The sequence below is a fragment of the Fictibacillus sp. WQ 8-8 genome (assembly GCF_024494405.1).
GTDB classification, from domain to species: Bacteria; Bacillota; Bacilli; order Bacillales; family Fictibacillaceae; genus Fictibacillus_C; species Fictibacillus_C marinisediminis.
This window is the reverse complement of sequence record NZ_JAMXKG010000001.1, coordinates 189,157-209,441: the sequence shown is the minus strand read 5'-3', so window position 1 is coordinate 209,441 and position 20,285 is coordinate 189,157. Positions and strand designations below refer to the sequence as shown.

Annotated in this window: 26 protein-coding genes and 1 other RNA gene; 20 read left to right on the top strand and 7 right to left on the bottom strand. The window is 41.8% G+C overall.

What is annotated here, in order from left to right:
* Positions 1-94 precede the first annotated feature (94 nt).
* From M1K46_RS01090 to M1K46_RS01080, 3 genes are read left to right on the top strand one after another with little or no spacing between them, the layout of a single operon-like run.
* On the top strand, positions 95-679 hold the full coding sequence (locus tag M1K46_RS01090) for a cob(I)yrinic acid a,c-diamide adenosyltransferase (protein ID WP_062232641.1): 585 nt from the start codon (positions 95-97) through the stop codon (positions 677-679).
* Positions 669-1,169, top strand: coding sequence for an ECF transporter S component (locus tag M1K46_RS01085; protein WP_256224526.1), 501 nt, complete (start codon positions 669-671; stop codon positions 1,167-1,169). The genes M1K46_RS01090 and M1K46_RS01085 overlap by 11 nt, the downstream gene beginning before the upstream one ends.
* Positions 1,153-1,872 (top strand): ATPase, encoded by a 720-nt coding sequence (locus M1K46_RS01080; protein ID WP_256224525.1) that lies wholly within the window; start codon positions 1,153-1,155, stop codon positions 1,870-1,872. Before M1K46_RS01085 ends, M1K46_RS01080 begins: the two co-directional genes overlap by 17 nt.
* Before the next feature lie 575 nt (positions 1,873-2,447).
* Here the strand turns inward: M1K46_RS01080 and M1K46_RS01075 are convergent.
* Entirely contained in the window at positions 2,448-3,227 is a 780-nt protein-coding gene (locus M1K46_RS01075; protein WP_256224524.1) for an ABC transporter permease, read from the bottom strand.
* Positions 3,217-3,864, bottom strand: a complete 648-nt coding sequence (locus tag M1K46_RS01070) for an ABC transporter ATP-binding protein (RefSeq protein ID WP_256224523.1) — start codon at positions 3,862-3,864, stop codon at positions 3,217-3,219. Before M1K46_RS01070 ends, M1K46_RS01075 begins: the two co-directional genes overlap by 11 nt.
* 148 nt (positions 3,865-4,012) lie before the next feature.
* Between M1K46_RS01070 and secG the strand changes: the two genes are divergently transcribed.
* The 7 genes from secG (at position 4,013) to ssrA (ending at position 9,455) form a co-directional block, all read left to right on the top strand.
* Positions 4,013-4,243 (top strand): preprotein translocase subunit SecG, encoded by a 231-nt coding sequence (secG, locus tag M1K46_RS01065; protein ID WP_053357115.1) that lies wholly within the window; start codon positions 4,013-4,015, stop codon positions 4,241-4,243.
* Positions 4,244-4,272: 29 nt separating this feature from the next.
* Positions 4,273-4,578: a hypothetical protein gene (locus M1K46_RS01060; protein ID WP_256224516.1), complete on the top strand. Its 306-nt coding sequence runs from the start codon at positions 4,273-4,275 to the stop codon at positions 4,576-4,578.
* Positions 4,579-4,609: 31 nt separating this feature from the next.
* A complete protein-coding gene (locus M1K46_RS01055; RefSeq protein ID WP_256224515.1) occupies positions 4,610-5,302 on the top strand; it encodes an alpha/beta hydrolase in 693 nt (230 codons plus the stop codon).
* Between the two features lie 18 nt (positions 5,303-5,320).
* Positions 5,321-6,073 carry an alpha/beta hydrolase gene (locus M1K46_RS01050; RefSeq protein WP_256224514.1) on the top strand — a complete coding sequence of 251 codons (753 nt, stop codon included), beginning with the start codon at positions 5,321-5,323 and terminating at the stop codon, positions 6,071-6,073.
* A 27-nt stretch (positions 6,074-6,100) separates the two neighbouring features.
* The gene (rnr, locus tag M1K46_RS01045; RefSeq protein ID WP_256224513.1) at positions 6,101-8,401 is read left to right on the top strand and encodes a ribonuclease R; all 2,301 of its coding nucleotides are present in this window, start codon (positions 6,101-6,103) and stop codon (positions 8,399-8,401) included.
* A 105-nt stretch (positions 8,402-8,506) separates the two neighbouring features.
* Complete coding sequence (gene smpB, locus M1K46_RS01040; protein ID WP_256224511.1) at positions 8,507-8,974, top strand: SsrA-binding protein SmpB; 468 nt, start codon at positions 8,507-8,509, stop codon at positions 8,972-8,974.
* A 120-nt stretch (positions 8,975-9,094) separates the two neighbouring features.
* Positions 9,095-9,455: a transfer-messenger RNA gene (gene ssrA, locus M1K46_RS01035) on the top strand.
* 195 nt (positions 9,456-9,650) lie between these two features.
* Here the strand turns inward: ssrA and M1K46_RS01030 are convergent.
* The 5 genes from M1K46_RS01030 to M1K46_RS01010 all read right to left on the bottom strand — a co-directional run bounded on the left by M1K46_RS01030 (position 9,651) and on the right by M1K46_RS01010 (position 14,553).
* Entirely contained in the window at positions 9,651-10,220 is a 570-nt protein-coding gene (locus M1K46_RS01030) for a kinase (RefSeq protein WP_256224510.1), read from the bottom strand.
* Positions 10,221-10,295: 75 nt separating this feature from the next.
* A complete protein-coding gene (locus M1K46_RS01025; protein ID WP_256224509.1) occupies positions 10,296-11,366 on the bottom strand; it encodes a phosphotransferase in 1,071 nt (356 codons plus the stop codon).
* Between the two features lie 33 nt (positions 11,367-11,399).
* Complete coding sequence (locus M1K46_RS25715) at positions 11,400-12,578, bottom strand: ATP-grasp domain-containing protein (protein WP_256224508.1); 1,179 nt, start codon at positions 12,576-12,578, stop codon at positions 11,400-11,402.
* Positions 12,575-13,906 carry a glycosyltransferase family 4 protein gene (locus M1K46_RS01015; RefSeq protein ID WP_256224507.1) on the bottom strand — a complete coding sequence of 444 codons (1,332 nt, stop codon included), beginning with the start codon at positions 13,904-13,906 and terminating at the stop codon, positions 12,575-12,577. Before M1K46_RS01015 ends, M1K46_RS25715 begins: the two co-directional genes overlap by 4 nt.
* Positions 13,897-14,553: a PIG-L deacetylase family protein gene (locus M1K46_RS01010; RefSeq protein WP_256224506.1), complete on the bottom strand. Its 657-nt coding sequence runs from the start codon at positions 14,551-14,553 to the stop codon at positions 13,897-13,899. Before M1K46_RS01010 ends, M1K46_RS01015 begins: the two co-directional genes overlap by 10 nt.
* A gap of 235 nt (positions 14,554-14,788) precedes the next feature.
* On the opposite strand from M1K46_RS01010, the gene gvpT reads away from it, so the two are divergent.
* From gvpT to M1K46_RS00960, 10 genes are all read left to right on the top strand, one after another.
* Positions 14,789-15,196 (top strand): GvpT/GvpP family gas vesicle accessory protein, encoded by a 408-nt coding sequence (gene gvpT, locus M1K46_RS01005; protein WP_091003039.1) that lies wholly within the window; start codon positions 14,789-14,791, stop codon positions 15,194-15,196.
* 515 nt (positions 15,197-15,711) lie between these two features.
* Positions 15,712-16,287 (top strand): gas vesicle protein GvpQ, encoded by a 576-nt coding sequence (gvpQ, locus tag M1K46_RS01000; protein ID WP_231689210.1) that lies wholly within the window; start codon positions 15,712-15,714, stop codon positions 16,285-16,287.
* A 37-nt stretch (positions 16,288-16,324) separates the two neighbouring features.
* On the top strand, positions 16,325-16,588 hold the full coding sequence (gene gvpA / locus M1K46_RS00995; protein ID WP_062232702.1) for a gas vesicle structural protein GvpA: 264 nt from the start codon (positions 16,325-16,327) through the stop codon (positions 16,586-16,588).
* A gap of 80 nt (positions 16,589-16,668) precedes the next feature.
* Complete coding sequence (gene gvpO / locus M1K46_RS00990; protein WP_062232705.1) at positions 16,669-16,932, top strand: gas vesicle protein GvpO; 264 nt, start codon at positions 16,669-16,671, stop codon at positions 16,930-16,932.
* A 34-nt stretch (positions 16,933-16,966) separates the two neighbouring features.
* On the top strand, positions 16,967-17,884 hold the full coding sequence (gene gvpN / locus M1K46_RS00985; RefSeq protein WP_256224505.1) for a gas vesicle protein GvpN: 918 nt from the start codon (positions 16,967-16,969) through the stop codon (positions 17,882-17,884).
* A 7-nt stretch (positions 17,885-17,891) separates the two neighbouring features.
* On the top strand, positions 17,892-18,659 hold the full coding sequence (locus M1K46_RS00980; RefSeq protein WP_256224504.1) for a GvpL/GvpF family gas vesicle protein: 768 nt from the start codon (positions 17,892-17,894) through the stop codon (positions 18,657-18,659).
* The gene (locus tag M1K46_RS00975) at positions 18,656-18,913 is read left to right on the top strand and encodes a gas vesicle protein GvpG (RefSeq protein WP_062232709.1); all 258 of its coding nucleotides are present in this window, start codon (positions 18,656-18,658) and stop codon (positions 18,911-18,913) included. The genes M1K46_RS00980 and M1K46_RS00975 overlap by 4 nt, the downstream gene beginning before the upstream one ends.
* A gap of 10 nt (positions 18,914-18,923) precedes the next feature.
* Positions 18,924-19,730, top strand: a complete 807-nt coding sequence (locus tag M1K46_RS00970) for a GvpL/GvpF family gas vesicle protein (RefSeq protein ID WP_256224503.1) — start codon at positions 18,924-18,926, stop codon at positions 19,728-19,730.
* A gap of 16 nt (positions 19,731-19,746) precedes the next feature.
* Complete coding sequence (locus M1K46_RS00965; RefSeq protein WP_053357135.1) at positions 19,747-20,001, top strand: gas vesicle protein; 255 nt, start codon at positions 19,747-19,749, stop codon at positions 19,999-20,001.
* Positions 19,988-20,272 (top strand): gas vesicle protein K, encoded by a 285-nt coding sequence (locus M1K46_RS00960; RefSeq protein ID WP_053357136.1) that lies wholly within the window; start codon positions 19,988-19,990, stop codon positions 20,270-20,272. Before M1K46_RS00965 ends, M1K46_RS00960 begins: the two co-directional genes overlap by 14 nt.
* The last annotated feature ends 13 nt before the right edge of the window (positions 20,273-20,285 follow it).

Sequence of the window (20,285 nt, the reverse complement as noted above, 5' to 3'; positions counted from 1 at the left end):
AGGGTCTCTCTTAGCTACAGCAAGCGAAGTCTGCCTGAAAGCAGATCAACTATTGGCTTAAACATAGCAACCAATAAAAAGGAGATGAAAGAGGATGAAGTTATATACGCGTACAGGAGATGAAGGGAAGACAAGTGTGATTGGAGGAAGGCTCGATAAAAACCATATCAGGGTTAAAGCTTACGGTACTCTGGATGAATTGAACAGTTTTGTCGGCCTGGCGGTTACCAAGCTGCAGGACGCCAAGTTCGATGACATCCGCAATGAACTGGTAAAGATTCAGCATGAGCTTTTTGACTGCGGCGGAGATCTGTCTTCAGTGAAAAAGGACTATCCTTATAAAGCGCACGCGGATATGATCACGTTCTTGGAAGAGCGGATCGACGAGTACATTAAAGAAGCGCCGGAGCTGGAGCGTTTTATTCTGCCAGGCGGGTCTGAAGCTTCGTCTGCTATTCATGTATGCCGTACGGTGGCAAGACGCGGAGAACGTGAAATCGTTGAATTGAAGCAGGATAATGAGATCAACCCGGTTGTTTTAAAGTATGTGAACAGACTATCTGATTACTTTTTTGCCATCGCCCGTGTCATCAATTTCCGTGCCGGTGTCAATGATGTGGAATACGAGCGGAGTGCCATTGTTTTCCGCGGAGGAAAACGCAAAGCTGATGCTGAATAGAAAATTCACCATATTTATCGCTTTCCTCTCCTTGTCTGTGGCCGGTTCTTTTATTAAGATTCCAGCTATTGTCGGGAGTGTGGCTTTTGATTCCATGCCGGCACTGGCCGCCGGAGCACTGATGTCTCCTCTAGCTGGAATGGCTGTTGGCTGTATAGGGCATCTCATGTCTGCCGGCCTATCTGGTTTTCCGCTGGGGCCCCTTCATCTTCTCATCGCTGTTCAGATGGGCCTGCTAAGCTTTTGTTTTGGAATCCTCTATCGGCGTAAGTTCAAGATGGCAGCCATCCTGGTCTTTATTGTAGGAAACGGCATTGCGGCACCGCTTTGTTTTTGGCCGGTACTCGGAAAAGCTGCGGTCCTTGCTTTTATCCCTGGATTAGTTGTGGCAGCAGTGCTCAACGGGGTGGCAGCTCACCTGCTCATTCCAAGGCTGAGGCCTGTCTTTGACCGATCAAACGTAAGGATAAATCATGAAAACAAATCGTGATGTAACGTTATTGGAGTTGGGTTCAGATGAATACATTGTGATGGCAGCCGATAATTCAGGAGCGATTGGAAACCTTCCTTTGGATACAGTGCACGTTCCTTATTCTATCGTAGCGGCTTTCGGTGCCCGAGTCTGTGTTATGGAAGTGATGGCGGCCGGAGCAGTGCCGTTTTCCTTTCTCATTCATTCTTTCAATGGGGAAGAAGCATGGACGGAGCTTGTAAGGGGTGTGGAAAAGACGTTTGCTGAGCTGGATTTAAAAAGTGTAGAGATTACAGGAAGTACGGAAAGCAACATGAAGATGCTGCAGTCTGCTTCTTCTTTTACGATGATCGGCAAAGCAAATCAAGCAGCTCTTCGGTTGAACTGTACTCCGCTACAAGCAAAATATGCAGTCATCGGTGTACCGCTAGTGGGGGAAGAGGTCGTTTCCCGCCAAAATGAAGTTCTTCCCCTAACCCTTTTCAGCACTCTTCTAAAGACAGAAGGTATTTATGAAGTTCTTCCGGTCGGCTCGAAAGGCATCTCACACGAGCTGGAAATCTTAACAAGCAGTTCAAGAAGGTTAACATGCAGCCTGCCGATGGATAAGTCAGCAGGCCCTTCAACATGTGCGCTGATCAGTTATGAGCCTGAGTATTCTGCCAGCATCCAAAAGCTTTGCGGGAGGCATTTCTACGAGCTTACAGAAGCCGGATTGTAAATAGACTTACATAGGAGTGGTTGATTTCCGTTTCAGGCTGCTCGCTTTCCGCGGGGCATTCGCTGAACCCCTCGGCGCTTGCGCCTGCGGGTTTCACCTGTCACGCTCGTCCCGCAGGACAAGGAAGGCTTCGGCAGCGTTATATCGCACGAAGAAAATGTGAAATTCATTTTCGAGGAGTCTCGCACCTTGCACTCCAATCAACTTAGCGATGCAGATTATCTACAAGAATGCGCTCCAGAAGAAACCACGGCTGCTTTCGTAATCCTTGTTGCTTATTGAGAGTGGTTGATTTCCGTTTCAGGCTGCTCGCTTTTCGCAGGGGGTGCGCTGAACCCCTCGGCGCTTGCGCCTGCGGGTTTCACCTGTCACGCTCGTCCCGCCGGAGTCTCGCACCTTCCACTCCAATCAATTGAGCAATGAAGATTATTTACAAGAATGCGGTCCAAGAGTAATCACGGCTGCTTTCGTAATCCTTGTTGCTTACTGAGAGTGGTTGATTTTCGTTCCTGGATGCTCGCTTCTCGCGGGGCGTAGGGTGAACCATATTGGCGCAAGCGCACCGAAAATATAACCTATTTCAATTGCGCCCGTTCATTAAAAAACGTGCGGTAGCCGTACTGGACGAAGATAATGACACTGAAAGCAACAGAGCCTGCGATGCCTAGCATGATGGCGATCTGGTATTCGATCGCGGTGATCGGAGAGATGCCGGACAAAATCTGCCCGGTCATCATTCCCGGCAGAAATACGATTCCCATCCCGACCATGGAGTTGATGGTAGGCAGAATAGCGGAATCAAACGCCCGATCCACAAGTTCTTTAGTGGCGGCCTTTGGGGAAGCACCTAGCATAAGAGCCGCCTCCACCATATATTTTTGTTTCTCCATACCTTCTACTAAATGATTGACTCCAAGCGTTACGCCTGTCATCGCATTTCCGATGATCATTCCGGCAATAGGTATCACATATCTGGGTTCATACCACGGAGAGAACTGGATGACCACATAATTGAAAAACAACAGACTGATGAGAGTTCCGATGGTCATTGAGAGAGCGACAACCTTTTTCAAAGATGGAGACAGTTCTTGTTTTATTCGTTTAAAGACGTTATAGACCGCAAAACCTTCCATAAGAACGAGAATGAGCACCGTTAATGCAGGGTGAGGATGCTTGAACAAATAAGTGAGAACATAACCGGCTAACACAAGCTGGATCGTCATCCGCAGCGTACTGATCACTATTTCTTTTTCCCTCGCTATTCCTCTCCACTTTACAATGACTGTTAAAATGACAATGAACAGGTAAGCGGAAAGAAGCTGCCATAATGAGATATCAATAATCTTATCCTTCATGCTCCACGCCCCTATTCTTTTGATTGATGTTTTCCAGCTGAATATTTACATCCGCATAATGCTCTGCAACTCGTTTGGAGTGGGTAACCATGACGACCGTTTTTTGTTTTTCCTTGGATTTACGCAAAAAGGAAGAGATGACATCATCCGCTGTTTCGTCATCCAAAGCAGAAGAAGGCTCATCGAGCAGATAGGCTTCCGCATCCATTAAGAGCACACGTGCGAGAGCAAGGCGCTGCTTCTCTCCTCCAGAAAGGTCTCCGGCTTTAGTTTCCAATGGTTTTTTTAGGTAAACCGTATGTAAGGATTCTTCTAGTTCCGCATCTGCTGGCAGGGGTTTCTCTGAAAAGGAAAGACCTGCTGTCAGGTTATCTTTTACCGTTCCCGGAAAAATCGCAGGCATCTGCTGAAGCATGACGACATTTCTCCGATGAAGAACAGGATTCAGGGCTGCCACATCCTCTCCCTTGTACAGGACGTTTCCTCCATCCGGTGAAATCAAGTGGTTCAGCATTTTTAAAAGGGTAGTCTTTCCGCTTCCGCTCTCACCGGTAATAATGCTTACTTTGCCTTCTTCAATAGATAATTCCTGAAAAGCTAGAATATCTTTATAGACGATTTCTATCAATTCAAACATGGGCTCAGCCCTCCTCTGTTCTTATTTGAAACTATTCCCAAAAACTCTTTATGCTATCATGGATAAAATAGCTTGAACACATTGCCTAGAGAACAGCTCGTATGGTACATTAAAGATAAGTGTAATGTTGTTCGTGGAGGTGTGACAAATGGAAACAGCTGCAACAATTTTATTGGTGATCGTTTCAATCGCCCTTATCGTAGTCGTCGTTCTTCAATCTGGCCGTTCGGCAGGATTATCCGGAGCGATTACGGGTGGTGCGGAGCAATTATTCGGAAAGCAAAAAGCCCGCGGAATGGAAGCCGTGCTAAGCAGAATGACTGTGATCTTAGCTGCTTTATTCTTTCTATTGGCGATTGCCGTAGCTTATTTTATTTAATGATACCTTAACAGCAGGTGAATTTTCACTTGCTGTTTTTATTTTTGGCAGTTTTCGTAACCTTTGTTGCTCAAGGAGTGGTTGATTTCCGTTTCAGGATGCTCGCTTTCCGCGGGGCGGGCGGTGAGCCTCCTCGGCGCAGGCGCCTGTGGGTCTCACCTGTCCCGCTTCCCCCGCAGGAGTCTCGCCCCTTGCACTCCAATCAACTTGTCAATGAAGCTCTATTACAAAAAGGTTCCCAGAGCAACAATCTTTTAGAAAAGAGCCTTATTTTTCAGCCAGCGTATACCGAGCTTTTTCCAGGTGCCGTATGGTATGATTTTTTACGGGCATAAAAGGGTAACTTAACTTAAAAAAGGTGATTGTATGATTGGCTGTCTATGTTTGCATGGATTTACCGGCAGTCCGTATGAAGTCCAGCCAGTTACGGATTATTTAAGGGAACATACCGACTGGCTCCTGTCTGTCCCCACCTATCCGGGGCACGGGGAGGAGCTCAAGCTGAGAGGCATTACACACAAGCTTTGGATCGATGAAGCAGAAAGCGCTTTTCTGGAATTGAGAAAGAAAAGCGATACCGTTTATATACTTGGATTTTCCATGGGCGGCATGATCGGGGGATATCTTGCTTCAAAGTATGGATGCGACAAACTGATCCTGCTGAGTGCAAGCGCCTATTATATGAATCCATCTCAAATGGTGAAAGATATAAAAGAGATGGTTGTGAAGGGGATGCAAGGGAATTTAAAAGACGATGAGCTTTACCAGCGCTATCGTAAAAAGTTTTTGGAGACACCGCTTCGTGCAACGTTTGAGTTCCGCAAGCTGGTCAAAACGCTGAAGCCATCCTTTCAAACGATTCATGCTCCAACGTTAATCGTTCAAGGCGAAAGTGACGGCCTTGTGCCAAGAAAAAGTGCGGAATACTTATATAAAACCATACCTGCACAGAAGAAAAAGATTTGTTATCTGAAAGAATCGAAGCATATGATCTGCCATGATGTAGAGCAGGATCAGCTTATTGAGGAAGTCTTTCAATTTTTAATGGAACAATCGTAATAAGGGAGAGAAGACATCATGATGAAAATAACAGCACCTAAACCATTTATGTTTGAAGCGGGAAAGCGGGCGGTATTATTATTACATGGATTTACCGGCAGTTCTGCGGATGTCAGGATGCTTGGCCGCTATTTGCAGAAAAAGGGTTATACATCCCACGCGCCGCAATATAAAGGGCATGGTGTCCCGCCGGAAGAACTCGTACATACTGGCCCATCTGACTGGTGGAGCGATGTGATGAAAGGATTTAATCATTTAAAAGAAAGCGGCTACAAAGAAATTGCCGTGTGCGGATTGTCACTAGGCGGCGTTTTCTCGTTAAAGCTGGCGACAGAACAGCCGGTAAAAGGTGTCATTCCAATGTGTGCTCCTATGCATATTAAGAGTGAGGAAACGATGTACAAAGGGGTACTTGCCTACGCTCGCGAATACAAAAGCAGGGAGAATAAAACACAGGAGCAGATCGATCAGGAGATGGAAGCGTTCAAAAGCACGCCGATGAATACATTGAAGGCGCTGCAGGATCTGCTCGGAGAAGTAAGAAATTCCATTGATATGGTATACGCACCTGCCTTTGTGGTACAGGCTAGACATGATGAAATGATTAATACAGAATCAGCGAATATTATTTACAATGAAGTAGAAAGCGATCTGAAAGATTTAAAATGGTACGAACATTCAACCCATGTGATCACACTGGGAAAAGAAAAGGAACAGCTTCACGAAGATGTTTTCAATTTCTTGGAGAAGCTCGACTGGTCCGTGGAATAAGCTTTTTGCCTTAAAGGAGGAAAATTTGTGGATAAACAGCAATTGCTAGCGTTTATGAAAGAAGAAGCCTATAAACCGCTCACCGTTCAGGAACTGGAGGATGCGTATGGTTTTCAGGAGGCTGAGGATTTTAAAGATCTCGTCCGCACGCTGAATGAAATGGAAGAGGAAGGCCTTGTCGTCAGAACGAGAACAAACCGATACGGTCTGCCGGATAAAATGAACCTTGTCCGTGGAAAGGTGCAGGCCCACGCCAAAGGGTTTGCCTTTGTTATTCCGGAAACGGGAGAAGGGAAAGACGTTTTTATTTCCCAATCCGATATGGGCAGCGCGATGAACAATGATGTCGTACTTGTTCGATTAAATACGAATTCAAAAGGATCACATCCGGAAGGTACGATTATCCGGATTCTTGAACGCGGGGTCACAGAAACGGTAGGAACCTTCCAGGAAAGCCGCAGTTTTGGCTTTGTGGTGGCGGACGACAAACGAATTCCAAACGATATTTTCATCCCTGCGGATGGCGTTAACGGAGCGGTTGAGGGACACAAGGTCGTTGTCAAAATAACGAAATATCCGGAAGGACGGAACAGCGCTGAAGGAGAAGTTATTCACATTCTCGGCCATAAGAATGACCCTGGAGTGGATATTCTTTCGGTTATTTTTAAGCACAGCCTGCCTCGTGAATTTCGGGAAGCTGCGCTTGAACAGGCGAACAGCGTTCCTGACACGATCGATCCGGCAGACATCGAAGGGCGGCGTGACCTTCGAGAGGAAACCATTGTTACAATTGACGGAGAGGACGCGAAAGACCTGGATGATGCCGTTCATGTCATCAAACTGGATAACGGCAACTACAAGCTCGGTGTTCATATCGCGGACGTCAGCCATTATGTTACGGAAGGTTCACCGATCGATGAAGAAGCCCTTGAACGCGGAACAAGCGTGTATTTGGTGGACCGTGTAATCCCGATGATTCCGCATCGATTGTCTAACGGGATCTGTTCCTTGAATCCGCGCGTGGACCGCTTAACGTTATCCTGTGAGATGGAGATCACGCCAAAAGGGGAAGTCATCAAGCATGAAATTTTCCCGAGTGTTATCCGCACCGTTGAACGCATGACGTATACAAACGTCAGGAAAATTCTTCAGGAAGAAGATGAAGAAGTATTAAAACGCTATGAGCCGCTGATCCCGTTTTTCAAAGGGATGGGTGAGCTTGCTGAAGTTCTTCGGAAGCGCCGGTTCAAGAGAGGTGCCATCGACTTTGATTTTGCTGAAGCAAAAGTACTGGTGAACGAAAACAGTGAACCGCAGGATGTTGTTCTTCGGGAACGTTCCGTGGCAGAGCGTTTGATCGAGGAATTCATGCTTTGTGCGAACGAAACCGTTGCTCAGCATTTTCATAAAGCAGAATTGCCGTTCATGTACCGGATCCATGAAGACCCGGATGCAGAGAAGCTTTCGCGGTTCCTGGAGTTCATCGCTATGTTTGGCTATGTTTTAAAAGATGCGGTTACCGAAGTCCATCCACTTGCACTTCAAAAACTCCTGGAGGAAGTAAAAGGCGAGCCGGAAGAAATGGTGATCAGCAAAATTATGCTGCGATCCATGAAACAGGCAAAATACTTCCCTGAGAGCCTTGGGCACTATGGATTGGCAACCGAATTCTACACTCACTTTACATCGCCGATCCGCCGGTATCCCGACTTGATCGTCCATCGCTTAATCCGAACCTATCTTATTAATAAGAAAACAGATCCGGCAACGATAGGGAAGTGGACCGCACAGCTCGAGAAGATCGCGAAACATGCGTCAGAAATGGAACGCCGTGCCGTAGATGCTGAACGTGAGACGGATGATTTGAAAAAAGCTGAATTCATGCAGGATAAAATCGGTGAAGAATACGATGGGGTTATCAGCTCCGTGACAAACTTTGGCTTGTTCGTAGAGCTTCCGAATACCATAGAAGGCCTCGTCCATGTGAGCTATCTGGCGGATGATTATTACCGTTATGATGAAAAGCATATGGCGATGATCGGTGAACGCACAGGGAATGTGTTCAGAATTGGTGATGAAATCTCAGTTCGCGTCATTAACGTTAACCTGGATGAACGCGCGATCGATTTTGAAATCGTCGGCATGAAAGGCACACCAAGAAAACGGGGCAAAGACCGTCCAAAAGTGATCGAAGGCGGTGAACGCAAACGGAAGACACGCCGTCCGGAGAACGAACGCGGAGATAAAGGCGGCTCTACTAAAGGCAAGAAAAAGCCGTTCTACAAAGGGAACATAACGAAAAAGAAAAAGAAAAACAAAAAGAGGTAAAAGCTAGGCCGGGAAACGTTTTTGTGATGAAGTCCAGTCACATTGACGTTTCCTGACCAATTTAGTATAATTAAGTTTGCACTGTTTGGGGGAGGTCAGGAACATATGCCAAAAGGAGAAGGAAAACTTGTCGCACAAAATAAAAAAGCGCGGCACGATTATCATATAGAAGAAACCTTTGAGGCAGGAATCGTCCTCCAGGGAACAGAAATCAAAGCCATTCGAGCTGGCCGGATTAATCTAAAGGATTCATTTGCCCGCGTACAAAATGGAGAAATGTTTCTTCATAACATGCATGTCAGCCCGTATGACCAGGGCAATCGCTACAATCATGATCCTTTGCGAACCCGCAAGCTGCTTCTTCACAAGAAAGAAATCAGCAGACTGCTCGGTGCAACGAAGGAGCAGGGTTACTCGATTGTACCGTTGAAACTGTATTTGAAAAATGGCTTCGCTAAAGTTCTGATTGGCCTTGCGAGAGGTAAGAAGAACTACGACAAGCGTGAAGATTTGAAGAAAAAAGATGCAAAACGCGAGATCGAACGAGCCTTCAGAGACCGCCAAAAGGCATAAACTGGAGGGTGCGTCCGGTTGAAAAAACACCACAAAAATGCTATAATAACTTTGTTGCTGACAATTGAATAAATGCAGCAGCTTTAACTTTTCCCGTAGATTCACCCCGGGATATTCCATGGGGACGTTACGGATTCGACAGGGATAGTTCGAGCTTAAGTTGCGAGTCGAGGGGGTCGGCCTCGTTAAAACGCCAACGCCTATAACTGGCAAAACTAACAACAACCTAGCTTTAGCTGCGTAATAGCACTTTAGCTGATCCTCCCTCCATCGCCCATGTGGTAGGGTAAGGGTCTCACTCTTAGTGGGCTACGCCGGCTGTCCTCCGCCTGAGGACGATGGAAGAGCACAATCAGGCTAGCGCTTCAAACGCCTGTCGATAGGCAAATGAGGCTGCGAAACACGAATGTATCGACTACACTCGTAGAAGCTTAAGTGCCGTTATCTTTGGACGTGGGTTCGACTCCCACCGTCTCCACCAATACATACTGTTGGTGGTTTTTTACATATTTCTTTGCGCGTTGAGATCAAAATCTAACCCTAACCGTGTTAGGTTTTTTTTATATTTGTAATATCTCATGTACAATTGGGAACTTATAATCTTAAGGGTCAGTTCATTCAATGGTTTACCTGAAGAAAAAGAAAAAATGGCAGCATGTTGACGCCATCTAAAAGGTTATTGATAATATTTTGCCCATTCATTAAAAATGGTTGGCGAAATCTGTTTGACCCTTTGAAGGAATTCCTCTGCATATCCAAGCTTTTCAAGACCCGATATTAATTTCCTGGGATAAGTTCTATCAGTGGTAAATGCCCTTTTGTGGTCGATCACTTTTACCTCTCCCTTCTCGTTGAAGTAAATATGGCGTACCTCTGTATCGTGTCTCAAAAAACCTATCCTCTTAAATTCAGAAAGCATGTATAATATTTGTTTTATTTTTGAATCAGAAAAACGTTTCTTTTTTTTGAGGTATTTTTTCAGATTGTATCCGTTGATATACTCCATGACAATATAGTTGGATCCATACTCATAGAGTCGGGGAATGATTGGGGATGATTGTCCTTTCTTTAATGCCTTCAGTTCAAGTTTTTGAGTTTTTTCTTTCCAGAAAATTTTTACACATTTATTGTGACTAATTTGAAAAACCGCTCCATCACCGCCCTTGCCAAGCTGTTTGTATTTTGTGAGGTTTTCCAAATCTAATTTTCCTTTATTCCTGGCTGCTATCGCTGTTATACTTTCCATTAATACACTTCCTTTATTAAAATTAGACTTCAGCAGCAACTCAATTAGTGTATTTAAGTTTTTAACGGTGATCTGCTAGTATAAACCCAATTCTTTCCCCCAGCTGTTTATTTTTTCAATGTATCTTTTTAGCAGAACACTTTGTTCTCCATTCAACACCCTTCTAAGGTGATTTAGGAGTCTTTTCTCTAATGTTCTTTGTAAATAAGCCATTTTTAATAGCTTTAGGGTGTCTGTATGAAAGGTTATTCCTTCTTTTTGCATTTCCTGAGCGTATAACAGCATGCAATGATTTCTTATTTCTTCTTCCTTTTTATGCCAGTCCGTTCTGAAATCAATCAACAATTCAACCAGTACAACCATATCAAATGAACAGGGTGCATACTTAGCAGACTCCCAGTCGATCATTTGAATGCTCCAATTTTCTTCATCCGTGCCGTTTTGGCAGCAAAGATTATGAAGATGAAGATCACCGTGGATGAGGCACTGGTCTGCTTCCATAATTTCCGGAAAGAAAATTGGCCCCTTTTGCAGGATATTTTGAATAGTGTTGTATCCAGGTTCTACTATTTCTCTTACACCTGGATCTTTCATCGCAAGATCTAGATATTCTTTTGTTTTTTCAATATGTTTGCGTCTTTCTGTGTTTGCCAGCGCAGAATCATATCGGGGCAGCCAGGAATCAAAAGAATCCTTGTACCTGGTTATCCGATCACCAAATGTGCGGGCATGGAATTTTGCAGCAGTCGGAATGATAAGATCGAGATGTTTGGGCGTAATCTTGATTTGCCCGCGCAAAGGTTGAACAAATTCTGTAAATAGCCAGATTTCGTCATCATTTACTCTTTCCTCAATCCAATACATTTTTGGCATAAATTCAGCCATTGCAGTATATCCGCTGCGATACATGTTAATTTCCACACTATGATTTTCATTAAAAGGTGGTTTATATATTTTGAGGACTACTGGAAGACTGTTTAGGCCATCTGTAAGGATCAGTTTCCAGATACTTGTTTTTTCCCTGGAATTTTTAAGACATTCTATTTTATCTTCAGGCAGCGCCACTTCATTTTTTGAGAAAAATTCGAACTTTTTTTTCCATCCATATTGATTCCACTGTTTTACGATTTCTTCTTTACTGCTCAATGCAGAAATCCCCCCTAATTTATATTGAAAAACTCATTTTCTTGTCCATAAATATCGAATGTGGGACACAAAGCTCCTTATAAATGGAAGTGGATCCTTCCAGCTGAATAAAGCTTCTACCTTATGTCCGGAAAGGCTTTTTATCCATTCGGTGATTGTCATTTTCCCGTTTTTTTTGTTTTGGCGGAAGGATAGAAAATCGCGGACCAGGTAAACCCATTTGATGCCCTCTGTCTGTTTCGTCACTGGGGAAGGATTTTGTCCAGTTACCAGCAAATAGTTCAAGTATGCTAAATTTACACCGCAGGCTATTGACAATCTTTGGGTTAACCCAATCCTGGGGTTAATCTCAATAAATTTCAACTTGCCGTCTCTTTCATCCCTCTTAAATTCCGCAATTGCCAGGCCTTTTAACTTGATATTACGCAAAAATGGCACTGCCATATTTATTACGTCCTCATCTCTGATACTTAACGCCATGGCGGTTGAACCGAAGTCTGGAGGGAATTGGTGGAGTTTTTGATTCATCCAGAGTCCAATTAGATTCATTTCCTCATCAAATAAAGTTTTTACTGAATAAATGGATGCCTCTTCTCCAGGAATCACCTCTTGAATCATGAGCTCTCCAAAACGGCTGTAAAAGAGGTACTCTTCCCTTAACTGGACTGGATTTTCAACTAATATTGCTTTTTTATACAGATGATGATCGATACGATTCCGGAAATTGGAGGAAATGACTGGTTTTAATATACAGGGGAACATTACTTCAGAAACAATCCGCTCAAGATGATCTTCATCATCAATAATGAACGTTCTAGGACATGGAACGTTATATTTTACTGATAAATCGTAGGTTAATCTTTTATCTAACACAGCCTCGATTAATGAATGGTCAGGTAAAAGAAAAAGATAATTCAAAGACAACTGATCTCTGTATTTTGATATAAAGCGCACATAGTCATCCGATCCAGCGTAGAGTACCGCTTTCTCCTCAAATGTTTGCCCTAGCCTTGTAAGGTGCTCTATTAATTTTTCTTCCTCAGAAACAGGATTAGGGCATACACCGCAGCTTGCATACCTGGTTTTTCCAATTTTTTGCTTGCTCTCTGTATCAAATGCATATACTTTTATGCCTTGTTCGGCTAAACTCCGAACTATCCCGATCCCAGTCGCACTTAAATCTAAAACTACGGCTGGTAGATCATGCCTCACTGCATCTCACCTCTTTGCAAAAAAGATTGATAAACTTCCTCAATCTTTCTAGCCATACTGGCAATCGTTAAATGCTTTTCAGCAAAGCATTTAGCATTTTGTGCCAAAGAATTCCTTAGTATGGAATCGTCCAGAAGGATCGTTAATTTTTCAGCTAGTTGTTGAGAGTTACCCGGTTCAGCTATAAGCCCCGAATGATTGTCCTGAATAATTTCTGGTATTCCGCCACAGTTTGTTGTAATGATCGCTTTCCGGGCAAACATCGCCTCTATCACAGAAATGGGAAGTGTATCACTGGTAGTTGGCAGGACAAAAATATCTGATCGTTTTAATATTTTTGGAATATCCTTTCTCTTTCCTAGAAAATACACATTTTCCAGCTGTAAATCCTGACATTGGCGTTCAAGCTCTTCTCTCATTGATCCTTCTCCTACAATCCATATTTCAACATTTTCAAGCTTGTTTCTAATGAGCGAAAGTGCTTCAAACAGGTATTTATGTCCTTTACGCGGCCGGAGGCGAGAGATACAGGTAATAATTGTTTTATCTGCAGTTTTCTTTGATTTCCCTGGATGGGAAATTCCAAAATCAATTCCAGTGTAAACAGTTGTCAACTTGGTTTCCTCAGTACCTAAACTGTTTAGCAACGGTCGAAAATATTCACATAAACTAATGATATGGGTCGAGCTTTGAACGGCTTTTTGGTCAATGGCCAAAAAGTAGGCTTCTTCTGCAGACCCTTTTTCAATTAGATTAAACTTTAGCCGTGTGTGTGTCATAAAGCCGTGGGGAGTGAACAGCAGCGGTTTTTGATAACCTTCATTAAGCTGGCACATGACATTTGCTGTAAACCGATCTTGTGCGTGAATAATATCATACTTAGAAATATCCACGCACTTTAGCATCCATTCATATCTGTGCATTTGCCAAACATTTTGGATGATCTTTTCACTGAAACTTCCATACCTTTTAACAAAAAATTGTTTTACATCCTTCATAATTGTTTGGCGCATGCCGTCAATGCCATCATTTTCGAAGTGGTTAGGTGCAGCAATATGGACAATGTGGCCTAAGCTTTCCAATCCTGATTTAAGTGCAGTGATGTAGTTTTGCAATCCGCCAACAAAAGGGTAGTTCCAGAAAGTAGTGATTAAGATTTTCATGTTTTTCTTTTGTTTTAATTCAAAGGGTTTCTGGATATCCGGTTTGTTTTTTTCTTTTTTTAAAGCTGTTGTCAGTCCATAGTATTGATCCATTGCAGATACTAAATGGGGATAGGGGATAAATAATGGAGGCTGTGTTGAATATTGACGGTCTGTCATTTCCATACCCTCCTGATGATTTCAAACGCTTCCGCATAATCTACTCCAACCGTCATGCCTCTAACCTGTGCTAATGATTTCACTCCTTGATATGAACGGGGATGAGGAAAATCCCTCATCTCCATGTGATAAAAAGAAAGAGATTTGAGTTTATCATCAATAGTTTCCGTTATATCCACAAAATAGTTTGGTTTAAATTCTTTATCGTTCGTATGTTGACTCCATTCAGATGAAGAAACCGTTTCAAAACAGAGTATTTCAGCAGCCTTTTTCCCTGGCAATGGCCTGGCTGAAGTAATTACGGCCTGGTACAATATTTGATGGTCCCGGTTTAGGTCTCCGTAATGATGAGTAAAAATCATGGAAGGCTCATACTTGGCCAAAAGCGCTTCAACTTCTTTAGTTAGAGAATGTAAAGGGAGAGTTTCTAATAGTAGATTCGGATATTCTAAAAAAACAACCTCTTCTACCCCCAAGTATTTATTAGCCTCTAACATTGATTCTTTAATGCAATCCTCTTTTTCCTTACGCCCCTTTGCAACAACCACGGAAATCACTTTATATCCATTTTCAATCAATTTTTTTATTGTTCCACCAGGGCCAAGGATTTCATCGTCTGGATGAGCAGCAATCACAATTACATTGGTACTCATGTATTTCACCTCGACTTTTTTTCGTTCTTTTATATATATGGACACACCATTAGTTAGGAAACTGACATTAGTGGAAAGGAATTGGAAATTTATCATAAATCATTGGCAGGTCCTTTTATTTACTTATAGAGAGTTCCGGTTTGAGTTTAAAATAAATTAGAATGTGGAACATGAATAAGCAAAGCTCATTAATTGAAAGACTTTTTGGGTGTAAGCAAAACAGGAGGTAAGTATGATGAATGATAATGAAAACAACAAGCCATCAGAAGATAGTAAAGAGGCTTCCGTTTCCAGAGCCCTCATAGGAGGAGCCGTCGGGGCAACAATAGGATGGTTGTATAAACCTGAAACACGCAAATTAGTGGTATCTCACATTAGGCAATCAGAAACCATAAAAAATTTAGCTGCGGAAATAGGAAGATCAGTTCAAGAAAGGGTAACAGAACAAGCATTGAAAAATATAAAATCGACGACAGCGGGTTTCTTAAATAAAGATAAAAGCAAGGACTCTGATGAGAAAGAGAAGGCGAGAAAAAATGAAGATAATGAATCAACAAGGTATTCTGCACTAGAAGAGGAGAATAAACGGCTAGCAAACCAATTACAGATGCTAGAAGAAAAAATAAACAAGCTAGCTGAGTAAAAAGTCCTGTTCTTTATATAAATGTATACTTTCAGAACCTGTCCATTTTTTATGTATATGGACAGGTTTTTTTATGTGACCCGGTCCCTTTTGTTACTAACAACTTCCTTTTCTTTATGACTTTTCTCTTATCAACGTATTATTGGATCTCCGTACTAAATTGACCACAAATATAGTAAATTTAGTTTTTATTGAAAGAAACAATGACTAGGAACGTTATAGTCATATTGTTTGAGTAAATGTAATCTAACTGTAATATTTTTAATGTTTTTATAAAAATCACAAATAAAATACTGCCAAAGCAGTGTTTTTCATTTTTCAGCAAGATTACGCTGACATAATAAGTGAAAATAATGGTAAGAAACACAGTGTTCCAACGGGTCCATGTTTTTATTGCGTTAGTAAAGGGGTATAGCGTTTTTATGGAATCATTAATTTGATTTCGTTTGTTCGAGTACATTCACAGACAACCTTCATTGAGTAAAGGTTCACTTATTTTTGAAAGGGGGGATTTGGTGACTCGGCAAACATCAGGACAAAGCAAATTAAGAAAAGGCACACTTATAGGAGGACTACTCGCGAGTACAGCTTCTTTTATGATCCCGAGCGTCAGAAAGAAAGCAAAGAAAGGGATGCAAAAGGGAGCAATGAAAGCAGCTGTAAAAGCAGTGAAGAAAAGCCCTTCCGGTTTGAAAGATAAAGCTAAAGAAAAGGTAAAAGAAGAAGCCAAGGATCAGCTTAAATCAAAATTTCAAGAAGAGCTTCAGTCCAAAGTGAGTAAGGCTGCTGAAAAATTGGAAGATGCGAAAGAAAAGAACGCTGATAAAGTTCATGGCAAAGCTGAGCAAGCAGCAGACAAAGTAAGAGATGTTTTATTAAATGTCCAGGATAAACTTAAGAATTTAAAAGAAGCAGGAGAAGAGTTTCAGGAAAAAATTAATTCCAAGAAAAAAAATACGAAGCTTAAAAGTGTTAATGATATCAAAGGGGCTAACAACATCAAAAGTTCCAATCAGTTGAAAAGCTCCAATGATATTAAAAGCTCAAAGGATATTAAACGAGCAACTGATATTAAAACCATCAGTTCCTAATAAATCTTATTTTATTTAAAGAGAGGAGAATGAAAAGATGAGTGTTCAAAAAAGTACGGATAGTTCAAGTCTTGCAGAGGTTATCGACCGAATTCTTGATAAAGGTGTTGTAATCGATGTATTCGCGCGAGTTTCTCTTGTGGGAATAGAGTTAATAACTATTGAAGCTAGGGTAGTTATTGCAAGTGTCGACACATGGCTGCGATATGCTGAGGCAGTTGGGTTGCTGCGAGATGAGGTTGAAAAAGAAGGACTGCCATCTCAGTCAAATGAAAGAGGCAGCCAAGCCTTTAGTATTTAACTATTATACGGTCAGAGCAGTGTAAAAGCTGCTCTGGCCACCTACTAAAATATTTCTAATAGCAAAGGTGGAGGCTGTCAATGGAAATAAAAGAACTAATGGATGCGGTAAATGACTTTTTCAAAGAGCATGTAGCCCCCCCTCACAAGATTACATCAGTTGAAGGCACGGAAGATGAAGGCTGGAAAGTCATTGTGGAAGTGATCGAAGAAAAAGATTACATGAAGAAATATGCAAAGGATGAAATGTTGGGCGTCTATCAAGTTTCCTTGAACAAAAAGAAAGAAGTAACGTCTTTCACAAGGATAAACATCCGATATCGAAGTGCTATTGCTGAAGACTAGGAGGCGATGATGGGTTGGAATGGGGGAGTAAAAAATGACGGTCTTAACGGAAAACAAAAACAAAGTAAATTCAGATTTACTGCAGCATGACGGGATAAAAAACTTAATTTCTCGTTCCTTAAACTATCTTTCAGCAGGTTATCCCGTCCATTTCACAGGACCGCCTGGAGTTGGCAAGACGACGCTCGCACTTCTTTTAGCGAAAAAGCGAAAACGTCCCGTTATGTTAATGCATGGGAACCGGGAGTTATCGAATGCTGATCTAATCGGGGCCTATACAGGATATACCACCCAAAAAGTGGTCGATAATTTTATTCGTTCGGTTTACAAAAAAGAAGAAAATGTTACGGAAACGTGGAATAACGGAAGACTATTGGATGCTGTAAAAAATGGGTACACATTGATTTATGATGAATTTACCCGTTCTGAGCCCTCGACTAACAATATTTTCCTTTCGATTTTGGAAGAGGGGATTTTACCGTTATACGGAACGAAACAAAAAGATCCCTTTATGAAAGTCCATCCGAAATTCACAGTAATCTTTACGAGCAATCCTTCTGAATATGCAGGCGTTTACGAAACACAGGATGCTTTATTAGATCGTCTGATTACCATTCCGTTAGATTATACAGACAAAGATACTGAAGCCGCCATTGTCTCCAGCAAAACAGGTGTTGATTCAAATCAAGCAAAAGCCATAACAAGTTTTGTTGCTGCTCTCAGAGAAAAATGCAGTGAAAACAGCAATAACGGACCAAGTCTGCGGGCTTCTATTATGATTGCAAAACTTGCAGAAGAAGCCGATATCCCAATAAACGGTAAAGATGAAGAGTTTCAGCGGCTATGCCTGGACATCTTATTCGCACCTGTCGCCAAATGCATGGATGAGAAGGATCCATCAAAGCTAAGAGAGTTAATAATAAGCGAATGCAAAAAAGCAGTAAAGGAGTGAGCGATCAATGAGTCAATCAACAGGTATTTATATATTTTGCGGTATACAAACAACAGAGGATAAGTATCAGTTTGGAAATGTCACCATTGAAGGCCAAGAAAGATCAACGTTTACCATTCATTATAAGGATGCAGCCATTGTGGCAGCAGAAATGCCAATGAAAATTTATCATCCCAATAAGGAAAACTTAATGGCTCATCAAGATGTGATATCTTCTGTTATGGCTCAAAACGATACGGTCATTCCCATTAGTTTTGGAAATGTGTTCAATTCAAAAGAAGATGTAAAAGTTCTACTGGAAAATTTGTATCCGCAGTTTGAACAGTTGTTTCCAGAAATAAAGGGAAAAATAGAACTTGGTCTAAAGGTAATGGGCAAAAAACAATGGCTGGAAGAGGAAATTAATAAAAAACCTGAAGTAGAACAAATGAAAAAAACGGTTCAAGGCAAGTCTCAGGATGCAGCGTATTATGAACGCATTCAGCTTGGCGAAATGGCTCAAAAATTTTTCAGTTCTCTTCAAAATGATATTAAAGCGGAAATCTTTGATCCATTAAAAGAAGCATCTACAGCTTCAAAAATCAACAAGCCGATTGGCGAAACGATGCTTTTGAATGCAGCCTTTTTAATTGACCGCGATAAGGAAGAACTCTTTGACCAAAAAGTAAATGAGGTTCATGAAAAATGGGAGGACAAACTCGATTTTAAGTATTCCGGGCCATGGCCTGCCTACAATTTCATCAATATTCAGCTAAAGGTTGAGGAAGGAACATGATCCACAAACTTTTAATGTCCCCGATGAATCTTGTCATTAAAGTTGGTGAAAAGGTTAAAGAAGAAGTGGATCGGGAACTGTATGACATTTCATTTATTCAGCAAAAATTGATTCAGCTTCAAATGATGTATGAACTTGAAGAAATACCGGAAGAGGTCTACAAGGAACAAGAAGAAGTATTGTTAGTAAGATATGAGATAGCAAAACAGCGGGAAATGGAAGAGTGGGAGAATTTGACGAAGAAGCAAAAGTGAGGGAATAAAGATGGCGAAACTCGTTTATTTATATGGACTTATTCCCACCGAAGAAGCAATAAAAGACGCAGTTCCTTCTTTTCGGGGGTTAGATGAACAGAATGAAGTGTATACCATTCAATTAAATGAAATTACGGCCGTTGTCTGTGACCTTGATGCAGACACGTATTCAGAAGAATCGATTAAAGAAAAAATGAACAACGACATGGAATGGCTTCAAGGAAAGGCGCTTCATCACCATGAAGCTCTATTGGCACTCCAAAAACAATATACAGTAATTCCAATGAAATTTTGTACGATTTATACAAGCGAAAATAGCTTGATCGAAACAATTGAAGATCACCAAAAGAAGATCACCAACTCGTTTACTCAACTCGCAGGCAACGAAGAATGGAATTTGAAAATCTATTGTGACCACTCAAAATTAAAAGACTTCATCAGTGGCCACAATTCATTAATAGAAGAAAAAAAAGAAGAGATAAGCAAATTGTCTCCTGGCAGACAGTTCTTTGAAAAAAGAAAGATCGATCAATTGGCAGACCAGGAGTTAGAGAAAGAAATAAATAAAACGTGTGAACAGATCCATGAGGAACTTACCAAATTTTCCCTTCATGATTCAATAAAAAAAAATTGGGGTAAGGATGTAACAGGGAAACAATTCGATATGTGCTGGAATAGCGTATACCTTATACCGGCAGATACAGTGGAAGAATTTTTAGAAGAAATTAAAAAAAAGAAAAATGAGCTCGCAGAAACTGGTTGGAAGTTCGAGGCTTCTGGTCCATGGCCCGCCTACCATTTCGCAAGCTTAACCTGAAATGAGGAATTAGCTCATGGGACACAGAGAAGCCATTGAAAATAAGGAAGTTACTCTTATTGAAATATTAGATGTGATTTTAGATAAAGGTGTCGCCATCAAAGGAGATCTAATCATTTCAATTGCAGGGGTAGATTTGGTTTACCTTGATCTGCGTGTGCTGATTGCTTCAGTTGAAACGCTTGTTAACTCATCTTCAGGCAATCGTAAAGACATCTCGTCCGACCAATTTGATAAACAAAGGGAGGGCCTAATTTATGCAAGCAACTAATCCATCCAGCGGGAAAATTAATCTGGATCCCGATAATGCTGAGCATGGCTTAGCACAGCTGGTTCTGACGGTCATTGAATTGTTAAGGCAAATCGTTGAAAGGCACGCCATCCGCCGGGTGGACGGCGGAAATTTAACCGATGAACAAATTGAAAACCTTGGTGTGGCATTGATGAATTTAGAAGTAAAAATGGACGAGCTTAAAACCATTTTTAATTTAAAGGATGAAGACTTAAATATTGATCTTGGGCCATTAGGAAACCTATTATGAGCCAGACGTGGAA